This is a genomic window from Streptomyces sp. E11-3, assembly GCF_046540415.1.
GTDB lineage: Bacteria > Actinomycetota > Actinomycetes > Streptomycetales > Streptomycetaceae > Streptomyces.
Map to the genome: position 1 here is coordinate 3998681 of NZ_JAZGRL010000001.1, position 14004 is coordinate 4012684.

12 protein-coding genes and 3 tRNA genes are annotated in these 14004 nt (G+C 70.1%); 11 read left to right on the forward strand and 4 right to left on the reverse strand.

Going from position 1 to position 14004, the window contains the following annotated elements; genetic code table 11:
* Nucleotides 1-69: 69 nt before the first annotated feature.
* Nucleotides 70-984, forward strand: a complete 915-nt coding sequence (locus tag U9R90_RS18495; protein ID WP_411057557.1) for a phosphoribosylaminoimidazolesuccinocarboxamide synthase — start codon at nucleotides 70-72, stop codon at nucleotides 982-984.
* 51 nt (nucleotides 985-1035) lie between these two features.
* Here U9R90_RS18495 and U9R90_RS18500 read toward each other — a convergent pair.
* The 4 genes from U9R90_RS18500 to U9R90_RS18515 form a co-directional block, all read right to left on the reverse strand.
* Nucleotides 1036-1111: transfer RNA gene (locus tag U9R90_RS18500), tRNA-Gly, on the reverse strand.
* Nucleotides 1112-1362: 251 nt separating this feature from the next.
* A tRNA-Gly gene (locus U9R90_RS18505) sits at nucleotides 1363-1435 on the reverse strand.
* A gap of 134 nt (nucleotides 1436-1569) precedes the next feature.
* Nucleotides 1570-1641, reverse strand: a tRNA-Gly gene (locus U9R90_RS18510).
* A gap of 432 nt (nucleotides 1642-2073) precedes the next feature.
* A complete protein-coding gene (locus U9R90_RS18515; protein ID WP_411057783.1) occupies nucleotides 2074-2412 on the reverse strand; it encodes a histone-like nucleoid-structuring protein Lsr2 in 339 nt (112 codons plus the stop codon).
* A 363-nt stretch (nucleotides 2413-2775) separates the two neighbouring features.
* Between U9R90_RS18515 and purS the strand changes: the two genes are divergently transcribed.
* From purS to purM, 10 genes are all read left to right on the forward strand, one after another.
* Nucleotides 2776-3036 (forward strand): phosphoribosylformylglycinamidine synthase subunit PurS, encoded by a 261-nt coding sequence (purS, locus tag U9R90_RS18520; RefSeq protein ID WP_411057558.1) that lies wholly within the window; start codon nucleotides 2776-2778, stop codon nucleotides 3034-3036.
* Nucleotides 3033-3713: a phosphoribosylformylglycinamidine synthase subunit PurQ gene (gene purQ / locus U9R90_RS18525; protein ID WP_411057559.1), complete on the forward strand. Its 681-nt coding sequence runs from the start codon at nucleotides 3033-3035 to the stop codon at nucleotides 3711-3713. The genes purS and purQ overlap by 4 nt, the downstream gene beginning before the upstream one ends.
* The gene (purL, locus tag U9R90_RS18530) at nucleotides 3710-5959 is read left to right on the forward strand and encodes a phosphoribosylformylglycinamidine synthase subunit PurL (protein ID WP_411057560.1); all 2250 of its coding nucleotides are present in this window, start codon (nucleotides 3710-3712) and stop codon (nucleotides 5957-5959) included. The genes purQ and purL overlap by 4 nt, the downstream gene beginning before the upstream one ends.
* 139 nt (nucleotides 5960-6098) lie before the next feature.
* Nucleotides 6099-6602, forward strand: a complete 504-nt coding sequence (locus U9R90_RS18535; RefSeq protein WP_411057562.1) for an ArsR/SmtB family transcription factor — start codon at nucleotides 6099-6101, stop codon at nucleotides 6600-6602.
* A gap of 25 nt (nucleotides 6603-6627) precedes the next feature.
* Nucleotides 6628-7461: a M23 family metallopeptidase gene (locus U9R90_RS18540; RefSeq protein WP_411057563.1), complete on the forward strand. Its 834-nt coding sequence runs from the start codon at nucleotides 6628-6630 to the stop codon at nucleotides 7459-7461.
* Nucleotides 7458-9407 carry a hypothetical protein gene (locus U9R90_RS18545; RefSeq protein ID WP_411057564.1) on the forward strand — a complete coding sequence of 650 codons (1950 nt, stop codon included), beginning with the start codon at nucleotides 7458-7460 and terminating at the stop codon, nucleotides 9405-9407. Before U9R90_RS18540 ends, U9R90_RS18545 begins: the two co-directional genes overlap by 4 nt.
* Nucleotides 9408-9449: 42 nt before the next feature.
* A complete protein-coding gene (locus U9R90_RS18550; RefSeq protein ID WP_411057565.1) occupies nucleotides 9450-10244 on the forward strand; it encodes a sterol carrier family protein in 795 nt (264 codons plus the stop codon).
* Between the two features lie 93 nt (nucleotides 10245-10337).
* Complete coding sequence (locus tag U9R90_RS18555; RefSeq protein ID WP_411057566.1) at nucleotides 10338-11201, forward strand: META domain-containing protein; 864 nt, start codon at nucleotides 10338-10340, stop codon at nucleotides 11199-11201.
* A 98-nt stretch (nucleotides 11202-11299) separates the two neighbouring features.
* Nucleotides 11300-12817, forward strand: a complete 1518-nt coding sequence (gene purF / locus U9R90_RS18560) for an amidophosphoribosyltransferase (RefSeq protein ID WP_411057567.1) — start codon at nucleotides 11300-11302, stop codon at nucleotides 12815-12817.
* A 36-nt stretch (nucleotides 12818-12853) separates the two neighbouring features.
* Nucleotides 12854-13927, forward strand: a complete 1074-nt coding sequence (gene purM / locus U9R90_RS18565; protein ID WP_411057568.1) for a phosphoribosylformylglycinamidine cyclo-ligase — start codon at nucleotides 12854-12856, stop codon at nucleotides 13925-13927.
* Nucleotides 13928-14004: the final 77 nt, after the last annotated feature.

Genomic DNA, 14004 nt, shown 5'->3' on the forward strand with positions numbered 1-14004 from the left:
ACCCCTGGCCAAAGATCTCCGATCGATACGGGAGAATCGGATCATTGGCCGAAACCACGGGGAGGAACCGTGTCCGGATTCGTTGAAAAGCCCGAGCCCATCGAGGTCCCGGGTCTGGTGCATCTGCACACCGGCAAGGTGCGCGACCTGTACCAGAACGACGCGGGCGACCTCGTCATGGTCGCCAGTGACCGTATCTCCGCCTACGACTGGGTGCTGCCCAGCGAGATCCCCGACAAGGGCCGGGTACTGACCCAGCTCTCGCTGTGGTGGTTCGAGCGCCTGGTCGACCTGGTCCCCAACCACGTCATCTCCACCGACCTCCCGCCGGGCGCCCCCGCCGACTGGGCGGGCCGCACCCTGATCTGCAAGTCCCTGCAGATGGTCCCCGTCGAGTGCGTCGCGCGCGGCTACCTCACGGGCTCGGGCCTGGTCGAGTACGAACAGTCCCGCACCGTCTGCGGACTCGCCCTGCCCGAGGGCCTGTCCGACGGCTCCGAGCTGCCCGCGCCGATCTTCACGCCCGCCACCAAGGCCGAGGTCGGCGAGCACGACGAGAACGTGTCGTACGAGGAGGTCGCCCGCCAGGTCGGCGCCGACACCGCTGCGCAGCTGCGCCAGGCCACCCTCGCCGTGTACGGCAGGGCGCGGGACGTGGCGCGGGAGCGCGGCATCATCCTCGCGGACACCAAGTTCGAGTTCGGCTTCGCCGCCGACGGCGCGAACGGCACCCAACTCACCCTCGCGGACGAGGTGCTCACCCCGGACTCCTCGCGCTTCTGGCCCGCGAGCAGCTGGCAGCCGGGCCGAGCCCAGCCGTCCTACGACAAGCAGTTCGTACGGGACTGGCTCACCTCGCCGGCCTCCGGCTGGGACCGCCGCAGCGAGCAGCCGCCGCCCGCGCTGCCGCAGGAGGTCGTGGACCGTACGCGCGCCAAGTACCTGGAGGCGTACGAGCTGCTGACCGGTACCGCCTGGTCCTGACGCGGCACACGAAGAAGCCCCCGATGTCGATGACATCGGGGGCTTCTCCCGTGGAGCGAACGACGAGGTTCGAACTCGCGACCTCAACCTTGGCAAGGTTGCGCTCTACCAACTGAGCTACGTTCGCACGCGCACCGCTTGGTGCCCCTCCACTATAACCAACCTCGTGAGCGTCTGAGACACACCTCCGCGTGACGGTTCTCGGCACCGACCTTCCAGATGTGGCCACGCTCACACAGCCGTGCGCGGCAGCGGTGAGCGGCGGCAGTGCACACGGCACACGAAGAAGCCCCGGTACCTGAGGCACCGGGGCTTCTTTCCCGAGCGGACGACCAGGTTCGAACTGGCGACCTCAACCTTGGCAAGGTTGCGCTCCCGAGCGGACGACCAGGTTCGAACTGGCGACCTCAACCTTGGCAAGGTTGCGCTCTACCAACTGAGCTACGTCCGCAACTGGCGACCTCAACCTTGGCAAGGTTGCGCTCTACCAACTGAGCTACGTCCGCATCGCATCCGATCGGCTCTCACCGGCCGGCGCAGGCACCAGCTTACCTGATCGACTTGCGTGATTGGTAAGCGATGCAGAGCGGGTGACAGGAATTGCACACTGCGCCTCCCCCCTGGAAGGGGGGTGTTCTGCTACTGAACTACACCCGCATGTACTCCGCGTGGCCCGGCCTTTCGGCCCGTGCCCTGCGGCGTGCTCCAGACTTTAGCTGATCAACGGGGGTGCAGCGCAAGTCGGCTGCGTACGGGGGTTGGCGGAGGGTCCGAGCTGCGGCTCCGCGATGGCGCGGGCCGCCTCCCTCGCGGGGCGCCCCCCCCCCCCCCCGCGGGGGGCGGNGATCAACGGGGGTGCAGCGCAAGTCGGCTGCGTACGGGGGTTGGCGGAGGGTCCGAGCTGCGGCTCCGCGATGGCGCGGGCCGCCTCCCTCGCGGGCCGCCTCCCTCCGCGACGGAGGGAGGCGGCCCCGGCGCCACCACACCCGCGCGGGGCGCCACCGCACCACGCCGCGGCGCGTACCGCGTCCGGGCCCGCGGCCAACCCCGCAAGGAACCCCGCAGGAACGCCGCAGCGAACCCCACCGCTCAGTTCGCCGCCTCGAACGCCTCGTAGACCTTCTTCGGAATCCGGCCACGTGCCGGTACGTCCATCTTGTGTGAGCGCGCCCAGGCGCGGACGGCCGCCGGGTTGGCCGTCACGGTGGTGTGCTTGAAGACCCTGCCCGGCTTACCCGCTTTACCCGGCTTCCCGGTCTGCTTGCGTCCCGCGTGCAGGTACGGAGCCAGCGCCTTGCGTAGTTTCTTGGCATTGGCTGGATTGAGGTCGATCTCGTACGACTTGCCGTCCAGGCCGAAGGCGATCGTTTCCGACGCTTCTCCGCCGTCGATGTCGTCAGAGAGAGTGACCACGACACGTTGCGCCACGAATATCGGTCCCTTCATGTGGCATCACCCTGCTGACCTGCGGCAATGCCCGACTGTCAAGCTGTTTCGAGGAAGCGTTGGTGCCTTTGCGATTTTCCTCGTGTTTCCTTGTGTTTCCTTTGTACAGTGCCCGGCATTGCATTGTGAAGTCCCGTTAAATCTCTCAGCGTGTCCGCGGCGCAATGTTGATCCCGGGCGATTTAGGTGTGGGTCCCAGGTTTTCCCGGAATTTTTCCCCAAGGTGCCGGACCCGATACCCGAACGTGATGGCCATCACGTATGTAACTACGAATCTACTCGCGTAGAAATTTTGTCCGGGTAGTCTGAACTGACCTGCTCACGCACCACACACCGGGAGTGCCAGTGGCACGCGTCGTAGTCGACGTCATGCTCAAGCCGGAGATCCTCGACCCCCAGGGACAGGCGGTGCAGCGTGCACTGCCGCGCCTCGGTTTCGAGGGAATCGCGGACGTCCGCCAAGGGAAGCGCTTCGAGCTCGAGGTGGAGGGACCGGTCGACGACGCCGCCCTCGCCCGCATCCACGAGATGGCCGAAACCTTCCTCGCCAACACCGTCATCGAGGACTTCGAAGTGAAGGTCGAGACGCCCGAGGGGCCGAAGTGACAGCCCGCATCGGAGTCGTCACCTTCCCCGGAACGCTCGACGACCGCGACACCCAGCGCGCCGTCCGCGTCGCCGGCGCCGAGGCCGTGCCGCTGTGGCACCGCGACAAGGACCTCAAGCAGGTCGACGCCGTGGTGCTGCCCGGCGGCTTCTCCTACGGCGACTATCTGCGGGCCGGCGCGATCTCCCGGTTCTCGCCGGTGATGGAGTCGGTCATCGAGCAGGCGAAGGCCGGAATGCCGGTCCTCGGTATCTGCAACGGCTTCCAGGTGCTCACCGAGAGCCATCTGCTGCCCGGCGCGATGCTCCGCAACAATCACCTGCACTTCATCTGCCGCGACCAGAAGCTGCGGGTGGAGACGGACAAGACCGCCTGGACCGCCGACTACACGGCCGGCCAGGAGATCTCGATCCCGCTCAAGAACATCGACGGCCAGTACGTCGCCGACGAGCGGACCCTGGACATGCTGGAGGCCGAGGGCCGGGTGGCCTTCCGGTACCTGGACGGCAACCCCAACGGCTCGCTGCGCGACATCGCCGGCATCACCAACGAGGCGGGCAACGTCGTCGGCCTCATGCCGCACCCCGAGCACGCCGTCGAGCCGCTGATCGGCTCGGGCGGCACCGACGGCCTCGGGTTCTTCACCTCGATCCTGAAGAAGTTGGTCACCGCATGACGCTGGACACGGTCAAGCACGCGGCCGAGACCCCGGACACCAAGCTGCCGTGGGCCGAACTCGGCCTCAAGGAAGACGAGTACGCGCGCGTCCGCGAGATCCTCGGTCGCCGCCCGACCGGCGCCGAGCTCGCGATGTACTCCGTGATGTGGTCCGAGCACTGCTCGTACAAGAGCAGCAAGGTCCATCTGCGGCAGTTCGGCGAGAAGGCGCCGGAGTCCGACGCCATGCTCGTCGGCATCGGCGAGAACGCGGGCGTCGTCGACGTCGGCCACGGCTACGCGGTCACCTTCAAGGTCGAGTCGCACAACCACCCCTCGTACGTCGAGCCCTACCAGGGCGCGGCCACCGGCGTCGGCGGCATCGTCCGCGACATCATCGCGATGGGCGCCCGCCCGGTCGCGGTCGTCGACCCGCTGCGGATGGGCGCCGCCGACCACCCCGACACCAAGCGCGTCCTGCCGGGCGTGGTCGCGGGCATCGGCGGCTACGGCAACTGCCTCGGCCTGCCGAACATCGGTGGCGAGCTGGTCTTCGACGCCTGCTACCAGGGCAACCCGCTGGTCAACGCGGGCTCCATCGGCGTCATGCGGCACGAGGACATCCACCTCGCCAAGGCGTCGGGCCCCGGCAACAAGGTCATCCTGTACGGCGCCCGCACGGGCGGCGACGGCATCGGCGGCGCCTCGATCCTGGCCTCCGAGACCTTCGATGACGCCAAGCCGTCGAAGCGTCCCGCGGTCCAGGTCGGCGACCCCTTCCAGGAGAAGCTGCTCATCGAGTGCACCCTGGAAGCCTTCGCCGAGAAGCTGGTCGTCGGCATCCAGGACCTCGGCGCGGCGGGGCTCTCGTGCGCGACCTCCGAGCTGGCCTCCAACGGCTCCGGCGGGATGCGCGTCGAGCTCGACGACGTACCGCTGCGCGACTCCACGCTCACTCCCGAGGAAATCCTCATGAGTGAGTCGCAGGAACGCATGTGCGCGGTCGTCGAGCCGGCGAAGGTCGAGCGCTTCCTCGCCATCTGCGAGAAGTGGGACGTCACCGCCACCGTCGTCGGTGAGGTGACGGACGGCGACCGGCTGGAGATCTTCTGGCACGGCGAGAAGATCGTCGACCTGGACCCGCGCACCGTCGCCCACGACGGCCCGGTCTACGAGCGCCCGTACGCCCGGCCGTCCTGGCAGGACGCCCTCCAGGCGGACGACGCGAACAAGCTCCCGCGCCCGGCCACTTCGGCCGAGCTGCGCGAGCAGGTGCTGGCCCTGGTCGCCTCGCCCAACCAGGCGTCCAAGTCCTGGGTCACGGACCAGTACGACCGCTTCGTCCAGGGCAACACGGTGCTCGCGCAGCCCGAGGACTCCGGCATGGTCCGGATCGACGAGGAGACCGGCCTCGGCGTGGCCCTCGCCAACGACGGCAACGGCCGGTACGCCAAGCTCGACCCGTACGCGGGTGCGCAGCTGGCCCTGGCCGAGGCGTACCGCAACGTCGCCGCCACCGGCGCGAAGCCGCTCGCGGTCTCCGACTGCCTGAACTTCGGCTCGCCCGAGGACCCGGACGTCATGTGGCAGTTCGCCGAGACCACCCGTGGTCTGGCCGACGCCTGCCTGGTCATGGGCACCCCGGTCACCGGCGGCAATGTCTCGCTCTACAACCAGACGGGCGAGGCGGCGATCCACCCGACGCCGGTCGTCTCGGTGCTCGGCGTGATCGACGACGTCGCGCGCCGTACGCCGATCGCCTTCGCGGAAGAGGGGCAGCTCCTCTATCTGCTGGGTGAGACCCACGAGGAGTTCGGCGGTTCGGCCTGGTCCCAGGTTGTCCACGACCACCTCGGCGGCCTACCGCCGAAGCTGGACCTGGAGCGGGAGCGGCTGCTGGCCGAGATCCTGATCTCGGCCTCCCGCGACGGCATGATCGACGCGGCGCACGACCTCTCGGACGGCGGCCTGATCCAGGCGGTCACCGAGTCCTGCCTGCGGGGCGGGAAGGGCGCGCGCCTGGTCGTCCCCGACGGCCTGGACGCCTTCACCTTCCTGTTCAGCGAGTCGGCGTCCCGCGCGGTCGTCGCCGTCCCGCGCAGCGAGGAGCTCCGCTTCACCGACATGTGCGGGGCGCGGGGGCTGCCCGTGACCCGCATCGGCGTCGTGGACGGCGACGCGGTGGAGATCCAGGGCGAGTTCGGCATCGAGCTGGCCGAGCTTCGGACGGCACACGAGCGGACCCTGCCGGGGCTGTTCGCCTGATCGCCGCCGCGTACGCGGCACCTGTGCCACTTCGGCCCCGCTCGGACTCACTCCGGGCGGGGCCGAAGCGCGTTCTGGCCGACCCTTCCCCTTGTCGGCAATTACGTAATTACGTATCTTCGATGTATGGAGTTCGACGATGGAGCTTGAAGAGCGTGTAGCGGAGCTGGAGCGGCGGTTGGCGGCGCTCGCGGCTGCCGAAGGCCGCCCGAGCGAGCGGTCCAGCCCGCTCGGGGAGAAGTTCTGGGCGCTCGAAGGTCTCAAAGAGGACCTCCAGGAAGAGCCGGACGGCGGGGTGCTGTTCACCGGGTCCGTACGGCTTCCGACCGAGGAGCAGTACGGGTGGCAGCGGGCCTTCACCACCGACGACCTGGTCGAGGGCGAGTGGACCGAGGCCGCCGAGTCGTTCGCCGCACTCGGCCATCCCGTACGGATGAGGCTGCTGCGGGAGATCGTCGGCGGCCGCCGCACGGTCGCCGAGCTGACCGACATCGACGGGGTCGGCACCAGCGGCCAGATCTACCACCACCTGCGGCAACTGACCAGCGCGGGCTGGCTGCACAGCACCGGACGCGGCAAGTACGAGGTGCCCGTCACCCGGGTCGTACCGCTGCTGGTGGCCATCGCCACGACCAGGCCCTGACCAGGGCCCGATTCAGGGGGAAAGCATGTCTTTGACCAAGCTGTTCGAGAGCCTTTACCGGCTGTTCACGGTGGCCTTCCTCGCGCTGACCACAGCGCGTATCGCCCTCGGCTACGGCGTTGTCTGGTGGCAGTTCACGCCGCTGCTGCTGGGGGTCGTCTGTGTGATCGCGAGCGGTCGGCTGGCCGCGCACCACCACAAGGTCGCCCCGCGCGAACCGGTCGAGGTCGACCCGCCGGTCACCGGCCGCTGGTCCGCCGTGAACAGCCCCGCCGACCGCACCCCGAGCCACGGCACCCACCAGCTCGGGCAGACATACGCCATCGACATCGTGGGCGAGCCGGAGGGCACCGAGCGCCCCGCCTTCGCCTGGCTGTGGCCGCTCGCCCGGAGCCCGCGCGCCTTCCCGGCCTTCGGTGCTCCGTTGTACGCCGTCGCCGACGCGACCGTGGTGGCCGCCACCGACCAGCAGCGCGACCACCTCAGCCGCAACTCGCTGCTCGGGGCGCTGTGGGTGCTGCTCGCCGAGGGAGAGCTGCGCGGCCTGGTCGGCACCCACCGGGTGCTCGGCAACCACGTCGTACTCGATCTCGGTGACGGGGTGTACGCCGCCTACGCCCATCTGCGGCGGGGTTCGCTCGCGGTGCGACCCGGTGACCGGGTCACGGCCGGGCAGCTCGTCGGCCACTGCGGCAACTCGGGCAACACCACCGAGCCGCATCTGCACTTCCAGCTGATGGACAGCCCCGACGTGGACAAAGCGCGTGGCATTCCCTTCAGTTGGCGTGGCGTCGGCGTCCCGCGCGGCGGCGAAAAGTTCACGGTTCCGACCGATCCCAAGGTCATAATGCGCAAGTGAACGCCCTCCCCGTGCCCCTGCCGCCCGAGCACATACCCGCGGGCACCCGGCCCTGGCAGTCGGCCGACGCCCGCCAGTGGGCCGCCGCCGTGCCCGGTCGCCACACCCATCCGCTGTGGGCGTGCCTGGCGCTGCTCGCCGCCACGATCTGGGCGATCGTGGCGGATGACACCGTGGTCTGTACGACGGCCGCGCCGTGCGGGCCCGAGTGGTGGGGGACGACCCTCGCCGGGCTCGCGCTGCTTGAGCTGTACTGGGTCTGGCGGCAGCCGGGTCTGGCGCTGCTGGTCATCGGGCCGCTCAGCGCGATGGTGCTCCTGTCGTCGGAGGCGCTCGGCACGGCGCCCGGTGTGGCGCGGCTGGGCGTACTCGCGGCCGTCGGCTTCACCGCCGTCACGCTGCTGGAGCGGCTCTCGGCACGTCACCGGCAGCGGGTGCTCGCCGAGCGCGCGGCGGGTCCCGTCCGGCATCCGCTGCCCGCACGCGCCATGAGGTTCAGGCGCGGGCGGGCCTCGCTGACCCTCGCTGTTCCGCTGCTGGCCGTCGCCGCGTACGCCGCCTGGCAGGGCGTCGACGGGGTCGCGCGGGACGAGGAGCGGGCGGCCCGTGCGGACCTGGTGCGCGCCGAAGTCATCCAGCGGGGCGAGGAGAGTGTCACCGTCGCCCTGCCCGGTGCGAAGGAGCTGAAGCTCGAAGCGCACTACCCCGAGCACCACCCCGTCGGCGGCGAGACCGCCGTCCTGGTGGGCAAGGACGCGGACGACGGCTGGGCGCGGCTGGTCTCGGAGCCGTACGACGCCTCCGGCTGGCAGTTGGTCCTGCTCGCGGCGGCGCTGCCGGGTCTCGCGCTCGTCGGGAACGGCATCGACGGCCGCCGTCGCCACGCCCGGCTGCGGGCGGGTCCCGTGCCCGCCTTGAGCGTGCTGGTGCGGGAGGAGAAGGACGGCGCCGACACGCTGGTGTACGCGGCGGACGACCTCGCCGGTGAGCGGCCGATCCTGCGCTTCTACTCGTCCGAGCAGTACGAGAACGAGGACGGGGACGAGGATGGGGACGAGCACGACGGCGCGGACGGAGGTGACCGCGGGCAGGCCCCCGAGGATCAGGACGCCGCCCAGCAGGCGCTCGGCGAGGCGATGGCGAGCATTGCCGCCGTCTTCCGGGACACCGAAGAGGAGCCGCCGCTGCGCGAGGCCGTGCTCTACGGGGCCCCGCACGCCGGCGGCGAGGTGATCTCGGTGGCCGTCGACGATGACGAGGTGGTGGTCGAGTGCTCCGTGGCACCGGTCCGCACCGAGGGCACCGGACTTCTCCCGAGCCCCACCGGAACCAAGCGCGGCACGGGCGACAGCGGGCTGCGGCCACCCGAGGAGACCGCCGTCCTGATGACCCCCACCGACCGGCCGCGGCGCTGGTCGGCGGGCCCGGCCGGTCGCACGGGCGGCGCCTTGATGCTGGCCGTCGAGGTCGGCGTCATCTGGGGGCTCCTGAGCCGCTCCGACGGCTTCGGTCTGAGCTGGTTCGTGCTGCTCGCGTTCCTGCCGTCCGCCGTCAGCGCGATCGGGACCGCCCTCAACTGGCGGATCACCGCCGACCGTTCCGGCCTGTGGATCGCCGGTGCCTGGCGGGTCAGGCAGGTCACCTGGGACGAGTTCGAGGGGATCGACCGCAGCGAGGACGCCATCTTCGTACGGGGACGCGCGCCCGGGGACGGCGACAGCGGGGTGCGCATCGCGCTGCGGCACGCAGGCTGGCCCTGGCTGGAGCGGAAGCTCGGCGCCGAGGCCGTCTCCGTACGGGCCGTGGAGGAGATCCGGGCCCTGCACCGCTATCCGGGTCTGCGGCCCACCGAGGACAGCGTGCCGGGTGAGCACGGGATGCCGCTCGGTCCGGTGGCGGTGGTGGCGAGCGTCGTGTGGGCGGCGGTCGTGCTGCTGTTGTCGTAGAGCCGGGCCGCGTTGTCGGTGCCCGGAACTACGCTCGGACCCATGCCACCTGCCAAGCGCCGAGCCCGTACCTATGACCCCGCCAAGATCCGTGCCGCCGTCACCGGGCAGTTCGATCATGTGCACGCGGCCGTGCGCACCCTGACGGACGAGCAGCTCGCGCGTCCCACGCACCTGGGGGACTGGACGGTCCGTGAGCTGGTGGCGCATATCGCCATGACGGTCGAGTCCGTCAGCCAGTTCGTCGACCTGGACGAGCCCGCGCGGCAGGAGGCCGACCCGCACGGCCTGCTGTTCGCCTCGGCCGGGGTCGCCGAGCAGGTCGCCGACGGCATGCAGCGGCTCGCCGAGCGGGAGCCCGACCTGGACGCGTTCTTCACGCGGACGGCGGAGCGGCTTGCCGAGCGCATCGCCGCCGTGCCCGGCGAGCGGCTGGTGTGGACTCCGCCGGGGGCCATGACGCTCACCGACTACCTGGTCACCCGTACCGTCGAGCTGGTCGTCCACACCGACGACCTGAACCGCGCCGCCGGGCTGGACATCCCCTACGAGCGCCAGGCGCTGGCTGCCTGTACGCGGCTGCTCGCCGACGCGCTGGCCGTCAAGGCGCCCGGTGCCTCTACGGAGGTGCGGGTTCCGCCGTATGCCGTGGTGCAGTGCGTCGAGGGGCCGCGGCACACCCGAGGCACGCCGCCGAACGTGGTGGAGACCGACCCGCTGACCTGGATCCGGCTCGCCACCGGGCGTACGGAGTGGAAGACCGCGCTCGACGAGGCGAAGGTCGCCGCGAGCGGGGAGCGGGCCGACCTGTCCGCGCTGCTGCCCTTGATGTCCTGAACGACAGCGAGCGGAGAGAACGACAGCGAACGGGGGAGGGGGAGCGAGCGGAGAAGGGGGAAGCGAGCGGAGAAGGGGAACCAGAAACCCCTCTTGCCCCGTCAGAGCGGCATGGACAAGCAGCGATCGACCCTCAGCACCCTCGCCGCCGTGGCCGCCCTGGGGCTGCTCGCGGCCTGTGGCACCGAGTCGGCGAACGGCGGCGACGGGTCCGGGGCGGGCGGCAGCCGCACCGTCGAGCCCGAGGTTCCGGTGACCGGCGTCCACTGGAGTGTCACCAGCCTCACCACCGGGGGCGAGAAGCTGGACGCGCCGCAGCGCGCCTACGTCACGTTCGACACCAAAGGGCGGGTCGGAGGCAACTACGGCTGCAACCGCTTCGGCGCCGACTACACCGCCGAGGGCGAGACGCTGACCGTACAGCCGAGCGAAATGACCGAGATCGGCTGCGGCAAGGACATCCAGAAGTTCGAGGACGCCTTCGCCCGCGCCCTGACCGGCGCCCTCACCGCCGAGGTCAGCGGCGACCGCCTCACCCTCACCACGAAGAAGGGCGACACCGTCGAGCTGGCCGAGGAGAAGCCCGCACCGCTGAAGGGCACCAGGTGGTCGGTCTCCGGATACGCGGAGGACGACGGCGAGACCCATGTCTCACTCCCGCAGTCGGCACAGGGCAAGCCGCACTTCAAGATCGCCGATGACGGCGCGGTCCGCGGCAACCTCGGCTGCAACGACTTCACCAGCAAGGCCAGGATCACCGACGGCCGGATCACCTTCGAGGCGCCCGCCACCACCACCCGCAAGATGTGCGAGAAAGGCCAGATGAAGGCCGAGGACAGGCTGCGGAAGGTCTTCGAAGGGACCGCCGAATACGAGGTGCGGCACCGCGCCCTGGTCCTCACCAAGGACGGCGAGGGCCTGCACGCCAGCGCACCCGGAGACCCGGACCAGGAGTAGGAGCGGCGCACCCCGGCGCTCACTCCGCCGTTCACTCTGTGTGTACCGGGTGTATCACCAATTCGGACCAGTGGTCGATCTCGCCTACACTCGGTGTCGTGCCTCGTGGTGATGGACGACTCAACCACGACCTGCTCCCCGGCGAGAAGGGCCCCCAGGACGCTTGCGGCGTCTTCGGTGTCTGGGCTCCCGGCGAAGAGGTCGCCAAGCTCACCTATTTCGGACTGTATGCCCTGCAGCACCGTGGACAGGAGTCCGCGGGCATCGCAGTGAGCAACGGGTCCCAGATCCTGGTCTTCAAGGACATGGGTCTGGTCTCGCAGGTCTTCGACGAAACCTCCCTCGGCTCCCTCCAGGGCCATATCGCGGTGGGCCATGCCCGCTACTCCACCACCGGAGCCTCGGTGTGGGAGAACGCCCAGCCGACGTTCCGGGCCACCGCGCACGGCTCGATCGCGCTCGGCCACAACGGCAACCTGGTGAACACCGCGCAGCTCGCCGAGATGGTCGCGGACCTCCCCAAGGAGAACGGCCGCGCCACCCAGGTGGCCGCCACCAACGACACCGACCTGGTCACCGCTCTGCTCGCGGGCCAGACGGACAGCGACGGCAAGCCGCTGACCATAGAAGAGGCCGCGCCCCAGGTCCTCCCGGAAGTCATGGGCGCCTTCTCGCTGGTCTTCATGGACGAGCAGACGCTGTACGCGGCCCGCGACCCGCAGGGCATCCGCCCGCTGGTACTCGGCCGCCTGGAGCGCGGCTGGGTGGTCGCGTCCGAGTCGGCGGCGCTGGACATCTGCGGCGCCACCTTCGTCCGCGAGGTCGAGCCCGGCGAGCTGATCGCCATCGACGAGAACGGACTGCGAAGCTCCCGATTCGCCGAAGCAAAGCCCAAGGGCTGTGTCTTCGAGTACGTCTATCTGGCCCGCCCCGACACCGACATCGCGGGCCGGAACGTCTACCTCTCCCGCGTGGAGATGGGCCGAAAACTGGCGAAGGAAGCTCCGGTCGACGCCGATCTGGTGATAGCGACTCCGGAGTCCGGCACCCCCGCCGCGATCGGCTACGCGGAGGCCAGCGGCATCCCGTTCGGCGCGGGCCTGGTGAAGAACGCGTACGTCGGCCGTACGTTCATCCAGCCCTCGCAGACCATTCGCCAGCTCGGCATCCGCCTCAAGCTGAACCCGCTCAAGGAAGTCATCCAGGGCAAGCGCCTGGTGGTCGTGGACGACTCGATCGTCCGCGGCAACACCCAGCGGGCCCTGGTCAAGATGCTCCGCGAGGCCGGGGCCGCCGAGGTCCACATCCGGATCTCGTCGCCGCCCGTGAAGTGGCCGTGCTTCTTCGGCATCGACTTCGCCACCCGCGCCGAGCTGATCGCCAACGGCATGTCGATCGACGAGATCGGCAAGTCGCTGGGCGCGGACTCCCTCTCGTACATCTCCATCGACGGCATGATCGAGGCGACCACCATCGCCAAGCCGAACCTCTGCCGTGCCTGCTTCGACGGTGAGTACCCGATGGACCTCCCGGACCCGGAGCTGCTCGGCAAGCAGCTGCTGGAGACCGAGCTTGCGGGCGGCCCGGCGGCCGCCGACGCGCTCCGTCGCCCGTAAGACCCCCGTCGCACACGACACGAAAGTTCTGCAGCCATGTCTCAGACCACAGGTGCCAGCTACGCAAGCGCGGGCGTCGACATCGAAGCGGGCGACCGCGCCGTCGAGCTGATGAAGGAGTGGGTGAAGAAGACCCAGCGCCCCGAGGTCGCGGGCCTCGGCGGCCTCGGCGGCTTCGCCGGGCTCTTCGACGCCTCCGCACTCAAGCGCTACGAGCGCCCGCTGCTGGCCTCGGCGACCGACGGCGTCGGCACCAAGGTCGACCTCGCCCGCAAGATGGGCGTCTACGACACCATCGGCCACGACCTGGTCGGCATGGTCGTCGACGACCTGGTCGTCTGCGGCGCCGAGCCGCTCTTCATGACCGACTACATCTGTGTCGGCAAGGTGCACCCGGAGCGCGTCGCGGCCATCGTGAAGGGCATCGCCGAAGGCTGTGTCCTGGCGGGCTGCGCCCTGGTCGGCGGCGAGACCGCCGAGCACCCGGGGCTGCTCGGCCCGGACGACTTCGACGTAGCGGGCGCCGGTACGGGCGTGGTCGAGGCCGACCAGCTGCTCGGCCCGGATCGTATCCGTAAGGGGGACGCGGTCATCGCGATGGCGTCCTCCGGTCTTCACTCGAACGGGTACTCGCTCGTCCGTCACGTCGTCTTCGACCGCGCGGGCTGGACCCTGAACCGGGAGATCCCGGAGCTCGGCCGGACCCTCGGCGAGGAGCTCCTGGAGCCCACCAAGATCTACTCGCTGGACTGCCTGGCCCTCACCCGCACCACCGAGGTGCACGGCTTCAGCCATGTCACCGGTGGCGGGCTCGCCAACAACCTGGCGCGGGTCATCCCGGACGGGCTGCACGCCACGGTCGACCGCTCGACCTGGACCCCGGGCGTGATCTTCGACCTCGTCGGCAAGGCCGGCCAGGTCGAGCGCCTGGAGCTGGAGAAGACGCTGAACATGGGCGTCGGCATGATCGCGGTCGTGCCGCAGGAGTCGGTGGACGTGGCGCTGACGACGCTGGCGGACCGGGGCGTGGACGCCTGGGTCGCCGGCGAGATCGCCGAGCGCGGGGACCACACCACGGGCGCCGAGCTGACCGGCGACTACGCGAGCTGACGCCGCATCGCGGCGGCGGGGGAAGCCCTGCCGCCGCGGCCGGAGAGGCGGGCGCGGCACACCGGAAAAGGCCGCGG

What these genes read in the sequence shown, in the direction of transcription:
- purM (WP_411057568.1), top strand. Translation starts at nt 12,854, where the DNA reads ATGTCTCAGACCACAGGTGCCAGCTACGCAAGCGCGGGCGTCGACATC.
- purL (WP_411057560.1), top strand. Translation starts at nt 3,710, where the DNA reads ATGACGCTGGACACGGTCAAGCACGCGGCCGAGACCCCGGACACCAAG.
- U9R90_RS18540 (WP_411057563.1), top strand. Translation starts at nt 6,628, where the DNA reads ATGTCTTTGACCAAGCTGTTCGAGAGCCTTTACCGGCTGTTCACGGTG.
- U9R90_RS18535 (WP_411057562.1), top strand. Translation starts at nt 6,099, where the DNA reads ATGGAGCTTGAAGAGCGTGTAGCGGAGCTGGAGCGGCGGTTGGCGGCG.
- U9R90_RS18550 (WP_411057565.1), top strand. Translation starts at nt 9,450, where the DNA reads ATGCCACCTGCCAAGCGCCGAGCCCGTACCTATGACCCCGCCAAGATC.